General features: G+C 56.3%; 17 protein-coding genes. All 17 read right to left on the reverse strand.

Annotated elements, in window-relative coordinates:
• Window positions 1-23: 23 nt before the first annotated feature.
• The 17 genes from G1E_RS16305 to G1E_RS16385 all read right to left on the reverse strand — a co-directional run bounded on the left by G1E_RS16305 (window position 24) and on the right by G1E_RS16385 (window position 16085).
• Window positions 24-1325, reverse strand: coding sequence for a hypothetical protein (locus G1E_RS16305; protein ID WP_009684332.1), 1302 nt, complete (start codon window positions 1323-1325; stop codon window positions 24-26).
• A gap of 35 nt (window positions 1326-1360) precedes the next feature.
• On the reverse strand, window positions 1361-2875 hold the full coding sequence (locus G1E_RS16310; RefSeq protein ID WP_009684333.1) for a UvrD-helicase domain-containing protein: 1515 nt from the start codon (window positions 2873-2875) through the stop codon (window positions 1361-1363).
• 131 nt (window positions 2876-3006) lie between these two features.
• A complete protein-coding gene (locus tag G1E_RS16315; protein ID WP_009684334.1) occupies window positions 3007-3483 on the reverse strand; it encodes a hypothetical protein in 477 nt (158 codons plus the stop codon).
• 50 nt (window positions 3484-3533) lie between these two features.
• Window positions 3534-4424 carry a DUF6685 family protein gene (locus tag G1E_RS16320; RefSeq protein ID WP_023118090.1) on the reverse strand — a complete coding sequence of 297 codons (891 nt, stop codon included), beginning with the start codon at window positions 4422-4424 and terminating at the stop codon, window positions 3534-3536.
• A 290-nt stretch (window positions 4425-4714) separates the two neighbouring features.
• Window positions 4715-5125, reverse strand: a complete 411-nt coding sequence (locus G1E_RS16325) for a hypothetical protein (RefSeq protein ID WP_009684336.1) — start codon at window positions 5123-5125, stop codon at window positions 4715-4717.
• An 11-nt stretch (window positions 5126-5136) separates the two neighbouring features.
• Window positions 5137-5913: a hypothetical protein gene (locus G1E_RS16330; RefSeq protein ID WP_023118091.1), complete on the reverse strand. Its 777-nt coding sequence runs from the start codon at window positions 5911-5913 to the stop codon at window positions 5137-5139.
• Window positions 5914-6116: 203 nt separating this feature from the next.
• Window positions 6117-6722 carry a hypothetical protein gene (locus G1E_RS16335; protein ID WP_009684338.1) on the reverse strand — a complete coding sequence of 202 codons (606 nt, stop codon included), beginning with the start codon at window positions 6720-6722 and terminating at the stop codon, window positions 6117-6119.
• 141 nt (window positions 6723-6863) lie between these two features.
• On the reverse strand, window positions 6864-7121 hold the full coding sequence (locus tag G1E_RS16340) for a hypothetical protein (protein WP_009684339.1): 258 nt from the start codon (window positions 7119-7121) through the stop codon (window positions 6864-6866).
• 179 nt (window positions 7122-7300) lie between these two features.
• Entirely contained in the window at window positions 7301-7735 is a 435-nt protein-coding gene (locus tag G1E_RS16345; protein ID WP_009684340.1) for a hypothetical protein, read from the reverse strand.
• Window positions 7732-9123 (reverse strand): hypothetical protein, encoded by a 1392-nt coding sequence (locus tag G1E_RS27075; RefSeq protein WP_052960510.1) that lies wholly within the window; start codon window positions 9121-9123, stop codon window positions 7732-7734. The genes G1E_RS16345 and G1E_RS27075 overlap by 4 nt, the downstream gene beginning before the upstream one ends.
• A gap of 1642 nt (window positions 9124-10765) precedes the next feature.
• The gene (locus tag G1E_RS16355) at window positions 10766-11035 is read right to left on the reverse strand and encodes a hypothetical protein (protein WP_009684343.1); all 270 of its coding nucleotides are present in this window, start codon (window positions 11033-11035) and stop codon (window positions 10766-10768) included.
• On the reverse strand, window positions 11028-12260 hold the full coding sequence (locus G1E_RS16360) for a hypothetical protein (RefSeq protein WP_009684344.1): 1233 nt from the start codon (window positions 12258-12260) through the stop codon (window positions 11028-11030). The genes G1E_RS16355 and G1E_RS16360 overlap by 8 nt, the downstream gene beginning before the upstream one ends.
• Entirely contained in the window at window positions 12260-12973 is a 714-nt protein-coding gene (locus G1E_RS16365; RefSeq protein ID WP_009684345.1) for an HNH endonuclease, read from the reverse strand. Before G1E_RS16365 ends, G1E_RS16360 begins: the two co-directional genes overlap by 1 nt.
• Before the next feature lie 14 nt (window positions 12974-12987).
• Window positions 12988-13380, reverse strand: a complete 393-nt coding sequence (locus tag G1E_RS16370; RefSeq protein ID WP_009684346.1) for a hypothetical protein — start codon at window positions 13378-13380, stop codon at window positions 12988-12990.
• A 17-nt stretch (window positions 13381-13397) separates the two neighbouring features.
• Window positions 13398-13931, reverse strand: coding sequence for a hypothetical protein (locus G1E_RS16375; protein ID WP_009684347.1), 534 nt, complete (start codon window positions 13929-13931; stop codon window positions 13398-13400).
• A gap of 10 nt (window positions 13932-13941) precedes the next feature.
• Entirely contained in the window at window positions 13942-14871 is a 930-nt protein-coding gene (locus G1E_RS16380; RefSeq protein WP_009684348.1) for a hypothetical protein, read from the reverse strand.
• Window positions 14871-16085 (reverse strand): DotG/IcmE/VirB10 family protein, encoded by a 1215-nt coding sequence (locus G1E_RS16385; RefSeq protein ID WP_171021351.1) that lies wholly within the window; start codon window positions 16083-16085, stop codon window positions 14871-14873. Before G1E_RS16385 ends, G1E_RS16380 begins: the two co-directional genes overlap by 1 nt.
• Between the last annotated feature and the right edge of the window lie 4 nt (window positions 16086-16089).

Raw genomic sequence — 16089 nt, forward strand, 5'->3', positions numbered from 1 at the left:
GGCTACTGCTTGCCTTGAAGGCGTTACGGACGAGGACCGGCCGGAGCCTCCTCCTCGCCCTTGAGCGCGGTATCGAACTCGCTTTCGAGCGAGGCGAAGTCGGGGGCCGGTTCCTGCGCTTCTTCAGCCGGAAGCTTCGGCGGTTGCGGCTCGGCGCCCGGGCGAACCAGAGGGGTACTGAACTGGTTCGCCAGGTAGGTGCCCGGTTCGTCGGCGAGGATGTTGAACGGCGAGAAGCCGGAGATCGTGTCGGTGCGAGCGATGCCGGGGAGGATGACCTTGCTGAACAGGTTTGCCTGTTCACCGAAAATCATTTCGTAGCGCTGGGTGCGACCGGCCTTCACCTCGCTGATCAGCTTGAACGCTGCGTTGTTGTCCTGCGTCGGATCGCCGGCGTAGTTCATGCGGTAGCCGGGAATGCTTTCCACACGCACGTCGCCATTGACCAGGCCGGCGAACAGGTCGTCGTTCGGGATGCCCTTGAAGATGTTGTTCTTGAACAGATCTTCCAGGGTTTTCTCGGTGTCGGGCACGTACTCGTCACCGTCGCGCTTGAAGCCGACGTACACAGCACGAGTCAGTACATCTTCACCATCAGTCACCCGCAGCAGCGCGAGCGCCTTGGTGCCACGGCCGAGTTGTTCGGCGAGGACTTCTTCCAGATCCTGGCGGCTGCGCACATTGCGGGCGTTCGACGGCTCCACGGTATCGATGTGCACTTGCGGTTTGTCGTTCGGGCCGAGGGCCTCCAGCTTCTGGACCGCCCAGGTAACGGGAAACTCCTTCTCGAAGGTGCCATGGTCGGTCTTGACGCGGGCCGTCACGGTACGGGCGTTCACTGGCAGGGTGATGCGCTCGGGCTCGCCCGGCTGCACCGCGGGGTTCTTGAACGAGATACGCGGCGCCGTCGCCAGGATGTTCTCGATGAACGAGCGGTTGTCGTGGTCGGTGTCATTGCTGGACGCCAGGGTGTTGAGCCAGCGCGAGCTGAGTACGCGCTTGCCATCCTCCATCTCGTCGCTGAAGAAGCAACCTTCCAGGGTGAGGAAGGTGCCCTTCGCGGCATCCGGGGCGGCCAGCGACTTCTTGCCGTTGCCCTTGACGAAGTTGGTCAGGGATTTACTCGCGGACTCGCCGCGGAAGGTGACGACGATCTCTTCGCCGGCTTTCACCTTGGGGTTGCTCTCGTTCAGCAGCTTCCCGGTCAGCTTGACCGCGCCGTTCGATTCCACGGCGGTGCTGACCTCGAACACGGCGCCGAAGGCGTCGTACTTCTTGTCGGCGCCGCCCTTGTTTACATCTTGGATACGCTTCAGCAGGGACATAGTGTGGTGCTCCTTGTCGGGGGATAAATCGTTGATTACGCCATGGAAGGACGACTGGAGCGGTTGGCCGCCAGTTCTTCGAGGTGTTCGAGGTAGGCCTCCAGCTGCTCATTGAGGTGGAGAACGCGCTGCGCTCGGGTTACCCCGACGTAGTTGACGTTGATCTCCTCGATCAGGTTGGTGTCGGCCTTGCTCATGTCGATCAACTGGCCGGTGTCGGAGTCGAGAAACTCCATGAAGTCGCCAGCCAGCTGGACATTGGGGAATTCGAGCCCTTTCGACTTGTGGCCCGTGGTGAGGATCAGACGGTTGTCCGCAACGTTGCCGTCTTCGACCGGTGCCAGGGCTGCCCGCTCGATTCGCTCCAACAAACCTGGGATATCCCGGCCATAGGCAGTGACGATCTTGCAGCGCGACTTAACTTCGCGGTCGTTGATCATTTCGGCGTATTCCACCAGCTCATCGAAGCTGCTGAAGGACCGGATGAATGGATCCTTCACCTGGCCTTTGATCGACAACTGATAGACGTCCAGGATCTGATCGAAGCGGTAACCGCGGATGTCACCGACGAAGGAGAAGGGCTCGTTCTTGGTCAGAGCTTTCACGGCCCGGTCGAACAGCGCAGCATTGCCTCGGCTGAGGTACGCATAGCCCTCGCTGGCAGTCAGAGGACGGATCTTGCTTTCCGCCCCCAGTCCACGCAGATGAACGACATCACCCTTGAGGTCCAGGATGCGGTTAGCCACTTCCGCCACTTCGTTGCCGAAGCGGAACGAGCCCGTCAGGTAGAAGGTTTCGTCCGAGGGGATGAGCTCCATCGCGTTGCTCGCACCACGGAAGCCGTAGATCGCCTGATGGCGATCGCCCACATACACCTTCTTCGCCTGCTGCTGATTTACGATTGCTTGGGTGACGGGATTGGTATCTTGCGCTTCGTCGAAAAGGATCAGGTCGTAGGGCAGTCGACGACCTGCGACCTGGTAGAGCTTGAGGTACCCGTCATGCAGCATCGGGACTTCGGAGCGCAGATCCTGCATTGCGGTCCAGACCTGCATCGCGTCCTGCAAGATCCGCTGCGGATCGAAATGGCTACGCTCGACCGGGGCGTCGCCGATGCTGACGTGCTTCGGGCTAAGCGTGGAATCGGCCGACACGAGGTAGTTTTTCACGGTCTCGATCACGCGACCGCCATACAAGTTGTGGGCACTCGACGGGACGCCCGACAGGCTGGAGGTCAGCTGTCGAGTAACATGGAAGGGCTTGATGTCCCCCTGAAGCTTGCCATGTACGTTGCCGTAGTCACGGCCAATGGCGCCGTAGGCAAGCGAATGTGCGGTCTTGCAGGTGACGTTGGATGGGAACTTCCTGGAGGCCTCGACCTGGATCGATTTGTTGAACGCGACATATAGCTGACGCTTGTCGCGCTTGGCCTCGGCGATGCCTCGCAACGTGGTGGTCTTGCCAGTGCCAGCACCGGCTTCGATCTTGATTACATCGGAGTTGCTTTCGCAGGGAGCACGTTGCTCCTCGGTCATCTGCAGGCCATCCATAACAAAACCCTCGTTACCTGATATTGCATCAGGATAAACAAACGAAAGTCGTCGTGTAAAGCCTAACCTTTTAACACCTGCGCCCCCTCCCCCATCACCCGGCCAAAGCGAGCGCAGGGACCAGCTCGCGCCTAGCGCTCACTCACGCGGGCAATTACATCCTTCCATCCCGGCCAATCACTCGCCGCCAAGTTGCTATTCCCCGAGGCGTGCCGATCAACCCAGTCAGCAACCTGGGCCTTCTCTTCGTCATTCATCGCGACTGCAGCGGTGATGATGCGTTCGTAATGGGCTACTAGATGAGGGGGCGTTAGCTTGGTGGAGCCGAGGAACATTTTGCCGGCCTGCCAATCCTTGAATACCCTTTGAATCTTTCTTCCCCCGCTGCCTGGCTCCAAGAAAATAGTGGCGAAGTAGTCAATCTCAACGATTCCATCATTCGGAATACTAGGTACACCATCCGGCATCAGATGCTGCCCGTTGCAAATCACCTCAACATACTCAGGCTCTTCGGGATTGATGTCGTGCCAGTGAATTTGGTAGCCCTGTTCCCTTAAAAACTGGATGAACTGCTTAAACAGCTTGCCTGTAGTGGTGAGTGCCTGCATAGATTGCCTCTCGCGTTTTTCTCGTTACAATGCAAGTATATAATTGAACTTCAGTTCAATCTGAAAGCCGCCATGTTTCTGCGAGCCAGCTCTTGCAGATGATCACCCAGATCGAAGAACCCCCACTCGTGGAGCACGGCCGCAACTCGCACCGAACGAATATCATCTCGCGGCAGAAACACAGCTCGGGAATCCTCATAAGGACGGGGCAGGCGTCGGTGCAGGTAGGCAGCGCCATAAGCCCGCATGGCATCGTGAAACGCCATGTAGCTCATCGGCTCGTCCCGTAGCGCGAATATCTCAAAGTCACGCACCAGGGAACTGACAGAAGCGCTGTTGAGGCCGTAGATCTTTAGCCGCCCCTGCAGCGGCACAGAACGACGCAACCGCGAAGCGATATAGCGTGCTGCCGCAAAGTGATGCGAGCCACCGGAGTTCATCAGGAAAAGCCGCCCATCCCACCGATAGCAGGCGAAATGATCCGAAGGATCCTCGCGATGAAGTATTCGTATCTCGGACCAGGCGAGGTTTTGATCCAGCTTTTCCAAGCTCATAGGCTCGATCATCGGTCGCGAGTTGGTGGCGACCATATCGTCAAGGCTCGCGAAGTCACGCAGCTCCGATTTCGACGCTGAAAGGCCTTCGACATCCTGAATCTCGCACCGCCATTGCTCCTTGACCTCGCGACAGCCCAAGCGGGCGAGATCCTCCCGGGTGAGATGGAAGCTGCCGTATTGGCCGCCCTGATTGCGCCACCCGAGCATTTCTCCGGCAGCTAGACGGGGCCAAGAGCCGTGCACCGCGCCACCCCATTCATGCCATAGAACAACGCTCGACGCGGCAATACTTTGAGCGGGTTCCCGCAAGTGCACTTTCAGAGCAGGAAAGGCCTCAACAATAGCGCGGACCGAAGCGGGGATACCGAGATCATCCTGAATCATCCGCTTCATCCGGAGGAAGAAATGTCGCACTCCCGCCCCCTTATGCAGCAATCGGAGCCGGCGACTCCGGCGAGTTAAGCAAGCCATGCTTCAGCCCAACCAGGTCAATCATCCCCACGAAAACGCTCCCCATACAACGCCAACGACCACCAGCACGCCCAGGCCGGCCAAGATCCACCGAGTCCGAACTTTACGGCGCAGACGCGCCTTTTCGGCAGCCAGTTTCTCAAGCCATCCATCCGGCCGCGACCCCATGAAATGCGCTTGCACGATACCAACTCCTGCAACGGCTAAAGCAGAACGACGGATGCCAAAGTGCGTGACAACCAGGAGAGAAGTATCGGCACCGGGATCGAGTATTCCGCTGCCTGAATAATGACCATGAGATCGGGTGACCCAACCTTTTCAGCACATTCGGCGAAGGTCAGAACGGGCTGGGGGGGGGAGGCAATCTTTTCGACATCCGGTTCGCCTGGAGATCCGATGCAGACAGTCCGGTAGCGGGCCACCGCCTCGCCATCTTCCGGATGTTCATTCAGCCATTGAGCGATAGCTGCGTCCCTGGCCTCCCCCACCTTCCCCAAGTAGACGCTACCCTCGGCCAGCACCAAGATGAGGAACAAGAACAGCGCAACGCCACCCCATAGGATCACCCTCGGGACGGCTCGAAACATCTTCGAATCGCGGAGAACTACAAGCATGGACAGCCCCCTCAACCTGCTGCGAGGTACAGCACGCGCCCGCCGCTGCTATCCAAATCGATGCCTTCGTCATCCTGTGCCCCTGCTCCATCGGGGACCAGCTCGCCATGTCGCTCCAGGATCCACTGCGACACATCAGCAGCCGTAACGCCGAATTCGCGAGCCATGAGCGAAACATCAGCCCAGCTCACGTTTTCGCTAACCTGATTGAACATGCGATCGAACTCATACGTGGTCAGGTCGCGCTCAACCAGGTGCGTCCACAAACGACGGTTTGTCGTGATCAGATGATCATCACTGTCATCCCGCCAACAGGCCCCTTTGATCACCTCGGGAGATACCGCCGGCGCCCGGAAGAAACTGCGACGCACGCACACAACAAGTCGCACCTTGGCGCTCGCCACCAGGTAGAAGCGATGCCCAAGGCGCTCTTTGAGCCGTGGCGACGTAGATTCGACCGCCGTGATCGAGCAGCCTGCCAGCAACTTGGAAAGCTTCGTCAGCGCCGCGTAGACGCTCTTCTTCTGGCTGAAAATGCTGTCTTCGATGTACCAATAGTGAACCCGCGCGTCATCCAGGCGAAGTCCGTTGTCGACCTTCAACCCCATGACCGACATCAAATTCATCACCGACTGCAGCCGAAGGTTTTCCTTCTTGCCGGCCAACCAGGAACGCAGGTTCTGGACAGGGATATTGGCAAACCTGGCCATCATCTCGATGTCCATCACCACCAGCTCAGCGAGCAGAGTGACCAGCTCGTTAGCTTTCATTCGCTTCTGGGTAGCCATAGCTTTTCCTTAGATTTTCGCCGCAACAATCATCAACAACACGCCAGCAAAGCTGGGCCAAATTAAGTTTTGTCATCCAGACTGCGCCCCGTTACCGAATGCCCGAATCCGAGCGCTAAGTGCCTCTTCGGCAACGAACAAAACCGGCGATGACCAAAATCAGCATTGGCGAGCAAAAACCATTTCCGGACACTACATCTGGATCAGCCCGCCCTCTTCTCAATGGGCAATCGGAATAACGGCTCATCCGTCCAGAGACTTTGTATGCTCGCAAACACCGAAGCGTCTGCAGGGGTTTGCCACAGCGCCTGAATCTGCGCATCGCCAGCCCGGTCGAGATCCACCAAGCTGATGCGCTGCCCGCCTTCAGTTGGTTTCAATCCAGAAGCCACCCGCTCAGCAATCTCAACAGGCAAACTCGCGAACACCGCGTTGGCCTCGCACACCTGAACCACTGCGAATGCCCGTAGGCCATTCCCCAAGCGGAACACATACCCTCGCTCGAACTCGCTTTTATTCAGCAGCTCACACAGGGAATCGACCATTTCTTCATCGACCTCCCAACGGTGGAGGCCTGGAGCTAACATCCCGCCATCCAGAAGCCCGAGGTCAAACAGGACCATCCGCAGCTTCTCCATCGAAACATTCCGCGTCGTCCCCTTGCTCGAAATGAACGCCGACAGATTCCCCCGATGGGTAGCGTGAGTTTCTGCGATGCTCTGCAGAGTCACCCGCTTGGCCTTCCTCAGAAAACCCAGCCATGCCGCCATTTCGGCGCTGACTTCTCGTTCCTTATCGGTGACTTTCATTGATCTATATTACCATGTCAATATGTCGTTGATAGTAAAAAAATAACCAATCAGACGCAATCATACGCGGCAGGTTTTTCCCTCACCATGAATCTAACCATCGAGCTTGTTCCTAGATCCTGCTGGTACAGCAACGTCCGTTCAAACGTCAGCGAAGCCACTTGGAGTCGGCTGAAAAGCATCTGCTTCAAGGCTGCCAACTACCGTTGCGAGATCTGCTCTAACCGAGGCCCGCACCATCCTGTCGAGTGCCATGAAATCTGGCACTACGATGACCACCGGCTCATCCAGCGCCTGGATCGATTGATAGCGCTCTGCCCGAGGTGCCACCAGGTAAAGCATATCGGTCTCGCCATCGAGCGCAGCGAAACCCACAAAGCCATCGAGTGGCTGTGCCATGTGAACTCCATCAGCCCCGGCCAAGCCCTACAGCTGGTCAAGCGAGCCTTCGCGATCCACGAGATCCGCTCCGCGTACAGCTGGTCGCTCGACCTCTCTCAACTATCTGATCACTACCAGGTGAGGCTCGCTCCAGATAATCGCGAAGCTGGCCTCAACCGCCCCTCATCGACAAGAGCTCAATGAGGCGCCAACTGCTGCATGCGCAACATGTGTTCAGCACCGACACGCTCTAGTTCTGCTGCAGACGTTTTGTAGACCTGCTTCATACGAGCGATGTAGTCGACATCGCTTTCGTTTGGGTAGCGGTCGTAGCGCCGAACTTCTGCATCGTCCGATATCGGGGCAGGCAACACCGACGCAGCCGGCGGCGTATAGGGCTGATAGACGGGGGGGCTTTCCACCGGTACCCGTTGCGGCGATGCACTTTCCACAGGGACAATCGGTGTCGATGCTCTCCCCGGGCCAGCATCAGGGCGAACAACCACATTGCTCGAACTGCTCTCGTTCGAAGCGCCTCCCGAAGTTCCGATGTTGAAGATCCCCGCGCACGCGGGGAAAGCGGTCGCCACCATCAGAAGGAAAACGACCGAGCAGTTGATCCGCTTGATCATGCGCGTAGTGCCTCCGACCGCTGCTGTTGGTAGATATCGAGCAACTCGGCGACCAGCCCATCAATTACTCCATCGTCCCGATCCTGGCCAATCAGGCCGCTGATCTCGACCTTCTTCTTCCGCGCCTCGATTTCCCGCGCAACGCTACCACCAGGGTAGAGCCGAGCCAGGAGGCGCCGCGTTTCGACTGGCCCAATTTCCCGATACAGTGTGTCGCGGACGTAGGTGTCTTCTTGCGTGGTCGAAAACGCCCAGAGCCTGATACCGCCCATAGTGCTATTCAGCAAATGCACCGATTCGCCTTCACGAGTACTGAACGCGCCAACGAACGTAGACCCCTTCGCACTCGGAGGACGGATCATGTGGCGAACCGCGTATTCCGCCGTCGATGACAGGCCGAACATTTCGCGCATGCGCCCCGCCTTCTTCTCGTTCTGCTTCGAGAAAACCTTCTTGACGGTAGCGAAGGACAACATTTCTTCGTCAAAGTCATCCACGTCCTGAGACAGTACGGTAACCATTACGCCCTCCTTACCCCCCTCGCGCATATCGCCGATAACCTGGTCCCGTACCGGACGCACGCGCTTCGTTCGATGGAGTTCGTCCCACTGAAGGTGCTTTTTGTCTTGGCGGATTTCGCGAATACGGTGCTCATGGTACGGGCGGTACCGTGGGGCGAAGCACTCGACATCTTCCTCGGTCAAGTAGAAGTTCCTCGCCACGACATAGCGAGCCAGCATGTAACACATCGCTGTCTGGTGGTCGGCCGCGGCGGATCCACTACGAGCAACTTCGGCGAGGTCGATCGAAACGACCCTGGCTTCGCCCAGATCAAAGGCCGTAGGCAAAGCGAGAATCGGGTAGCTGCGCAACGATTCCGAAATCATCCGGGAGAAGGCATCCAGTAGCGCCTCACCATCCTCGGTGCTCTTGCCTCCATAGAGATCGACGAATTGTTGCTCGCGACTCACCGCCGCCAAGTCGGCCAGCGTAGGAACGGCTTGCCGCTGCGCCAGGGTTGCAGAATGGATGTCACCATGGTCGTAGAGCGCGTCGACGATCTCCCACCAGGAAGTTCGCCCGTCTACCTGGATACCGAAGCGCTCAACCGCCCGGTCGACCTGCTCAGCCCCTCGGGTGTTGGGGATGTAGGGCTTGGCCCTGGTATTGTTGCCATCGCCTGCGTAGTAGCGGTAGGCCTCCTGCAGGGTGAACTTGACCAAGCCAACCATGCCGTCTGCCGGTGCGGCAGCACCCATTGGCGTAACAAGCAGCGACACAAAGTTAGTTTGAAAAGCAACTTCGCTGGGTAGTGGGTAACGGGACCCTACCTGAGTGTCCAAAGGGTTGATGGCGAACTCCGGCGTCATACGCAGACGCAAGCTCATCGCCAAATGCCGCTTTTCCTCGGGAAGAGCGTTGNNAGAGCGTTGCGTAGCAGAGATATCAAACCAGCACTCCCCTTGCCGACGTCGATGATCCCGATCATCGGCAGCCGGGTGATACCCGGCGAGAGGCAAAGCGCAAGGTTCCCTTGGTTACCATCAACCGTTTTACCGGACCGAGGTTCAGCCACACCGACCGTAATCCAACTGGACTGGACTGGTGAGTTGGGTTGATAAGGCCAGATCTTTCCATCCGGCGTGCGATAGAGAACCGCTCCGCCATCAGCCCAAGGCGACGCAGGACGGTACAAAGGCAACATCTGCGTGACATCACCGAGAACCGCACAAGAAGGTGTTGCGACGCTATTCAAGCTCAGGCAGAGCGCCGACGATGTAAAACCTTGGAACTGATCGCCGCTGGCTTCGCGAATATCAATACCTCCCCATCCCTGTACGGCACGGGCGAGGCGAGATGCGCGGGATGCGAGTAATTTCTCGTCATCCTTCGGAGCCCACGTCGCGAAATCCACACGCAGGCGGACGTCCAGTTCATTCTGTTTCTTCACCATCTCACGAACCGCCGAAACCCCCTCCCGGAAAACCTTGTTGTCCGGATTGGTGAAGCTGATGATGCTGGCAACCATGTTCTTGAAGCCGACCATCTTCAGGCCGCCTGACTCAATCAAAAAACTGATCCGCCAAGGCAAGCGGTTCTGACTTACCCGCACAAACAGCTTCTGAAAGGGCTCAATGTCTTGTGCATGCAGGTGCACGTACATCGGGGCATATATCCTGTCGCCAACTATCGTGTACTTCCGCCCTGCTTTTTCAGCATCTCGCGGTACCAGCTGGCGATCGAGGCGCGGCCAAAATGCCCCTGACATGTCCTTGGGATTTCTGCTGATGTCCCGCACGGGAATCTTGTCGCCCGGAAGCCGCGGGCGCCAATCATCGGCGGTGAACTCCGGATCCACGCTCATCCGCATTTCGTAACCGGCCTTGTGGACGTCCAGAACCTCTACAGCGATATGGACCGACCGCAGGTCCCCGACCAGGGCGTCGACGAACGAGCGGTGCCGAGTACGCAACGACTGCATCGCCGCGAAGACGTTCGGCACATCCCGCATCCGGGGAAGCGGCGAGGCCTCGCGCAGCTCCTCCTTCGCCTTCACATCGCGCTTCTGCTCGCCACTGGTGGCCGCCGACGGCCTGGTGATCAGGGTGATGAAGGCCTTCTCGTTGGTGCAGAACTGGGAAAGGTGTCTGACGTCCTCTTCGAAGAGGTCATCCAGCTCCAACCCGAGGCGCTTGGCTGTCGCTCGGGAAGGAGCGATGGCCGCTTCGATATCGCGTACAGCACTATCGGGATCACCGCTGAAGTACACGTGGACGGCATGGCCGCCATTGCTCAGGTACGCCTTCAAGCTCTTGCTGAACAGGCTGTCACATTCAGCAAATTCGACCTCGCCGATCATCCTGGTGGAGCCGTGCAATTGCAGGACGGTGAGCAAGGTGCCATCCCGCATAGTCATGGTCTGCTCGTCGTCGATGCTTTCTATATTAATGTAGTCAGCCATCGCCATTTTGAATTTCGAGCAGACATACGCGAGGAGATCCTCAATCGTGTCGACGATACCTGCAGCGCTCATCTAGCGGTCTCCCCGGTTTCCAATTTCGCCTTGTAGTGCTCCGCCACCAGTCGGCCATGCTGGACGAACAGTCCTCTGGCAAACTCTTTAAGGTGACTTGGCAACTTTGTATTAATGAATGATTTTACCGTCTCAAGATCTTTCATTGCCGCATGAAGTGCAGCATCGTTCTCCGGAAGAAGAAGCAGTCGATCCAGCGCAATTATCACTTCCAAATTGCGCGAATCTCGCAGTGCAACTTCAAGCAGAGTGTTAATGTCAGACATTGTGTAAGTCCTCTTGAACTTCAATGTCCGACGACATATTTGGAGGAGCAAGCAGACCTATAGAAGATGCGATGTCATAAGCATCCTTAAAATTATGCTTTGGCACCAGACAGGTCACGCTACCCGCGCCATACTTTCTGATGGCGAACCCGGCCTTATGAAGCTGTAGCGCATAGGTGAACATCAAGAAACGGTCCACCGCGGTTATCCAGGCTGCACGCGGGGAAACTGCCCGATACTCCGTACTCTTAGGCTCAAGCCGATAGCAGTTCTCACGTGAAAGACCGACCCAATGGTTCATAGCCAAGAGCTCCGCTCCAGGACTCATAGCCTGCAAAGCAGAGAACATCGGCAGCTCGCAGGACGTCTCAAGCATTTCATAGCCGCTGAATACAAAAGCACATGCCACTTCAACCTGGGCGTACTGAGAAAGTAGTAGAAGTTCTGGCTGCGATACCCAGGATCGGTTACTACCAGCCTTTGCCCCGTTAGCAAAAGCAATTACGTTCACATAATCAGGATTTATATTTGAAACGGATACTTTAGCCAGCACTGGGCGGGGGTTATTCACAACCCATTGAACTTTATCCGAGATTGGAGCTATCTGTTCTGCAGAGAAATACTCAACTTGTTCTCCGGGTACGATCATGCTCAGCATTTCGCGAGCATACGCCACTGCCGGCGCAGAAAATCGAACCACTACCATTTCTTCCCGATTGTAATGGGGCGTCAGGCAATAAGTGTAATACTGATGGGCAGCCGACAGCGCACCATCTACTTCCGGCGCAATGTGTGGATCTTTATCTGGAAGGATCTTGCACCGAATTTCGTCCGCCAAATTGTCGTGCATAGGAACAGAACGAGAGCCATCAATGCCGTAGGCGCCTTTCGCGTACCACATGACCCGAGAAAAAACACCGGAAAGGATTTCCGTGATTTGTTTCTCGGTGTAGCTACGCCGCATTAAACCCCAAGCACTGCAAATGTCTGCCTGCCCCTCTTGCAGCCACGAGTTAAGATAGGTTGTCCTCTTTATATATGGCGTCTTATGTAAATTCGCACCATAAATCGCCGAAAACGAAAGATTCGTCCACCAGAGGGTGTCGTTATCCAAGTTCCCGACAGAAGAAATACGAAACGCCTCCATACCTTCCACGGACGCCCAACCGCCCATATTCGGATCGTCGGCATCGAAACGGACACAACCGTGCCTGACTACCCCCATCAGGCCACTCCTGCAACGCCAGGCCAGGCCGCGAGATCCAGGCGACTGAAAGACGCACCGTTCCCAGACCACATGCCAGCTTGCTGGATGAAATAGTCCGCTCCAGGAACGTAACGACAGCCACCCAGAAGGACACTACGCTGCTCGTACTCATCGTCGCTCATGTCCAGCAAAACTCTGCTACATACCAAGGGGTCCGAAAGGCCTTTCCGCACAGTTTCCCCCTTCGAGTTCATCTCGACCTGGTGGGCTCGGTCGGTGATACGGCGGTAGACCGTATGCGGGTTAATACCCTGTTCCGCCGTCGAAGCCACCTTTTCCGGCCCAGCCGCAACAGACTGCATCGCCATGCAGTAGAAAATCACCTGCAAGAGATTGTTGAGCTGAACTTGAGTCAGCTCAGGCAGGAAGACAATTTTCCCAGGATCGGATGGCCATTTCTTAGAAACCGTATCGAGATGAAATGGCGCGTGGCATAGCTCACAAACAGGAACTAAGTTTTCGAGTTCATTATTCGTGTGATCACCATCCAGATTATGGATATCGAAACTATCGGTTGTTCCGAATGCAAAATCGCAAAAATGACAGCGACGTCCAAAGCGCCCTTGCGCAATAACCTGCTTGCGCAACTCACCCGCGCTCTTGTCCAGCCGAGAGCCGTGCTGAATAAGAGGCGCTTTCCGGATGTCACGAACAACCGATAGCTCGATCATTTTACCAACTCACCTTAACGCTGGATCTGCACACGAGACTTGTCGCCGCCGCCTTCACCCCAAATGGTGTCAGAGCCAGTTTCGATCCCGCTTGCGATGTACAACAGGAAAGCACCGCCAAACAGCAGAATGGCAGCCATTGAGATCTTCCCTTGCGCACCATCGGTTTTGTTGTATTTCTTGATCTCGAAGATCGACAGGCCGACCATGATCAAACCACCCAGCGCGAACAAAGCCTGCGCTCCCACCCCCAGGCCGTCAGCTTCAGTGGCTGCGCGACGACCGATTGCACCTACACCCTCGCCGTGAGCAAGCTCGGTAAAGGCCAGCATCGCCATTGCGCTGGTAGAGTAAAAACAAACTTTCGCCTTGTTCCAAAAACCGCGCAGCGTACTCATTACTTTCATAGGATGGTCTCCTTTCTCTATAGAACTTCCCCGAAACCGAAGGTCTCAGAGAACATATTTACTGTACCGACGATGTTGATTAGCGCTACACCAGCCACTAATCGGATAAACGATTTTTTGAAAACCTCATCACTTCCGTTCTGACCACTTCCAATCCGCCGCATACTCATCCAGCCTCGGGCATAGGTGATGTATCCGTAGAACCGGAGGCAAAGAACAATGACCCCAATCAACTCTGAAGTTTGAGCCGGCATATTTGCCGAGCCTTGATAGCTCATGAGGTTCTTCACCGATACCGAGCCACCCCAAAATGAGTCCAAAGCGGTGTCAATACTTGCCGCGAAGTTGAAAAGTGCCACGCCGCAGAAGAAATACATAATCGGCGTGGTCCAGGTCATACCCTGGCCACCCGTCTTATCAACTTGGATTGCTTTAAAAACTGCGTTGCCAGTCAGTACTAGGCCCAGCAAAGCCACAACCGCGTTCAACAGATCCTCCAGTCCGGGGAACTGCTGGGCGAAGCTGGCCAGCATCGTCGAGGCGTCGATCATCTCAGCGGCCTCAGCGGTAGACGACGCCGTTGGACATGATCACTTGCCCTTGGTCTGGATCAATGCGCTGCACGGAGCCAACTCCTGGGATCGTGTCGCCAACGGAAACGCTGATGCTCTCCCCTCCCTTCGTCACGAACCACGCTCGACCTTCGAGCACGGCCTTGAGCGACATGCTGGCAGGCGAATTTTTCTGCTGGCCCGATCCAGCCTGAGACTTCTGAACCTGACGCTGGGGTTGCGGTTGTGGCTTCTTCTGCGAGGCTGCTTGAGAAGTGCTGGACTTACTTGCGGAACTAGGCTTCGGCGCCGGCTTGGCAGCGGTTTTCGGCAGCGACTTCTTGATTTCGTCCAGCGTTTCCTGAATTGCCTTCAACTGAATATCTTGCTGCTCCAACTGTTTTTGAACCTGAGCAATCGAAGCCATTTCCTGGCCCGATGTCGGCACCGGAGCCGCCGTTGCAGCTTGCGGCTCCATCGTTACGTGCGGCTGTATCTGCGCAGCTTGTCCGACCGGAGCAACAGGCTGCTGCATAACCGGTGGTGCCGGCGATTCGGATACCGGCAGCGCGGCCTGCACTTGTGGATCTGCCACATAGTTCTGCGCCTGCTGGTACTGGCCAACCGGCTCCGGCACGGGAGAGGGGGGATTCGGTTGCGGCTGATACCCCTGCCCCTGGTAGCCGTACTGCCCTGCCCCTTGGCCAGAAGGCTGATCGATAGTGATCGGGGCGGTCCCATAACCTTGGTCATTGCTATGGAAGAACCGGGGGCCGAATATCTTGAACAATGCGAGGCCAACAACGAGAGCCGCAACAACGTACATCCCGTAGGTCATCAGTTGACCGTTCTTGTTGCTCTTTTTCTTGTCGGCAGGCGGGGCATCGTCCTCATCGAACTCATTCTGTTGCCCGAGAATATCTTCCTGATCAATACTCATTACTTATTCCCCTCGCCCTTAATTTCAACATCATTCATGAACAGGAAGCAGACGGCAGTTCCCGAGTCGATAGTAATCGTTGGTTTTCTGTTAACCCCATCGGCCAGGCTATCGGCAACTCTTTTACCTACATTCCCAGCCGCAGCAGAAAGAATTTGCGTGTTATCCAAAGCATCGGTTTGGACGACAGTCCCGCTGGGACTCGCTACAAGTTGTTGATTCTGGCCAGCCTGCATAATTGCAGTGCCATATCCTTCTAGAAAAGTTGCAGCGAGGAACAGGCCATAGCGCTGAACCAGGTGATTATCGACATCAGTGGCCAGAGCAGTTCTAGCGGTATTCGGATCGACTGCATAAGCATCGACTTGGACAGATCCATTCACACCAGGAATATTTGCGGTAGTAAAATGCAAAGTTGCTTTTTGGGCGTTTTGACCTGTTTCAATCTTACCGAGCAGCTTGGTACGCTTCAGCTCGCCTTCTTGCCATATCGTGGCAAGAACCGGCCCTGGCTCGTCAGTATTAACTGCAGTATCAACTTGCCCACATTGCAAATCACCAGCCCGGGCGAGCTTCAGCGCTGGTGTCTGCTGCACATTTGAAGCAGCACCGACCTGCCCTTTTCCTCCAACCCCTGAAGCCGTGTTAGCCGTCGCTGTCGAGTAAATATCAAGTGTTTTATGGGAGGAAGGCTCCCAGTTTTTTACTAGCAAACCGACTTGTTGGCTCATAGCCTCTTTGCGGGCCTTGATCGCCTCGTCATTAGCGCGCCTGGCCTCGTCATAACGTTTCTGCGCATCAGCCAGCTGCTTCTCGCGCTCTTCGTTACGACGTCGGACTGCTTCCGGATCTTCCTCCGGCGCCTTTTTCTTTGGCGGCGCAGCATCCTCAATGACGGTCTCGGTTACGCCAGTTCGGACAGTAGGGACCGCGCTGCTGCCGGATTGAACAGCAGCTCGAACATTGTCGGAATTTTCCTGAGCAATGTATGCGTCATACTGAGGGGTAGACTGGGGCATTGGCCCACCACCACTCATGACAGCCGGACCTTGGAGCCCTTGGTAGCTATTGACGTAGCTCGGATCTGCATTGGTTTTCTTGTTGCTCGTGAAGAGCCAATAACCAGCCCCCGCAGCTATCAACATAATCAAAAAAGAACCACCATAGATCAACCTGGTAGGCCCATCACTTAGGGCAACTTTCAGATTATCCAACTTC

This window comes from Pseudomonas sp. TJI-51 (assembly GCF_000190455.2).
In the GTDB taxonomy this organism is placed as follows: Bacteria; Pseudomonadota; Gammaproteobacteria; order Pseudomonadales; family Pseudomonadaceae; genus Aquipseudomonas; species Aquipseudomonas juntendi.

Excerpts from the sequence above, each read along its gene's own strand:
- G1E_RS27075 (WP_052960510.1), bottom strand. The coding sequence starts at position 9,123 with ATGAGCTTGCGTCTGCGTATGACGCCGGAGTTCGCCATCAACCCTTTG.
- G1E_RS16355 (WP_009684343.1), bottom strand. The coding sequence starts at position 11,035 with ATGTCTGACATTAACACTCTGCTTGAAGTTGCACTGCGAGATTCGCGC.
- G1E_RS16320 (WP_023118090.1), bottom strand. The coding sequence starts at position 4,424 with ATGATTCAGGATGATCTCGGTATCCCCGCTTCGGTCCGCGCTATTGTT.
- G1E_RS16340 (WP_009684339.1), bottom strand. The coding sequence starts at position 7,121 with ATGGCACAGCCACTCGATGGCTTTGTGGGTTTCGCTGCGCTCGATGGC.
- G1E_RS16305 (WP_009684332.1), bottom strand. The coding sequence starts at position 1,325 with ATGTCCCTGCTGAAGCGTATCCAAGATGTAAACAAGGGCGGCGCCGAC.
- G1E_RS16325 (WP_009684336.1), bottom strand. The coding sequence starts at position 5,125 with ATGCTTGTAGTTCTCCGCGATTCGAAGATGTTTCGAGCCGTCCCGAGG.
- G1E_RS16380 (WP_009684348.1), bottom strand. The coding sequence starts at position 14,871 with ATGAGTATTGATCAGGAAGATATTCTCGGGCAACAGAATGAGTTCGAT.
- G1E_RS16375 (WP_009684347.1), bottom strand. The coding sequence starts at position 13,931 with ATGATCGACGCCTCGACGATGCTGGCCAGCTTCGCCCAGCAGTTCCCC.
- G1E_RS16335 (WP_009684338.1), bottom strand. The coding sequence starts at position 6,722 with ATGAAAGTCACCGATAAGGAACGAGAAGTCAGCGCCGAAATGGCGGCA.
- G1E_RS16315 (WP_009684334.1), bottom strand. The coding sequence starts at position 3,483 with ATGCAGGCACTCACCACTACAGGCAAGCTGTTTAAGCAGTTCATCCAG.
- G1E_RS16370 (WP_009684346.1), bottom strand. The coding sequence starts at position 13,380 with ATGAAAGTAATGAGTACGCTGCGCGGTTTTTGGAACAAGGCGAAAGTT.
- G1E_RS16365 (WP_009684345.1), bottom strand. The coding sequence starts at position 12,973 with ATGATCGAGCTATCGGTTGTTCGTGACATCCGGAAAGCGCCTCTTATT.
- G1E_RS16345 (WP_009684340.1), bottom strand. The coding sequence starts at position 7,735 with ATGATCAAGCGGATCAACTGCTCGGTCGTTTTCCTTCTGATGGTGGCG.
- G1E_RS16310 (WP_009684333.1), bottom strand. The coding sequence starts at position 2,875 with ATGGATGGCCTGCAGATGACCGAGGAGCAACGTGCTCCCTGCGAAAGC.
- G1E_RS16330 (WP_023118091.1), bottom strand. The coding sequence starts at position 5,913 with ATGGCTACCCAGAAGCGAATGAAAGCTAACGAGCTGGTCACTCTGCTC.
- G1E_RS16360 (WP_009684344.1), bottom strand. The coding sequence starts at position 12,260 with ATGGGGGTAGTCAGGCACGGTTGTGTCCGTTTCGATGCCGACGATCCG.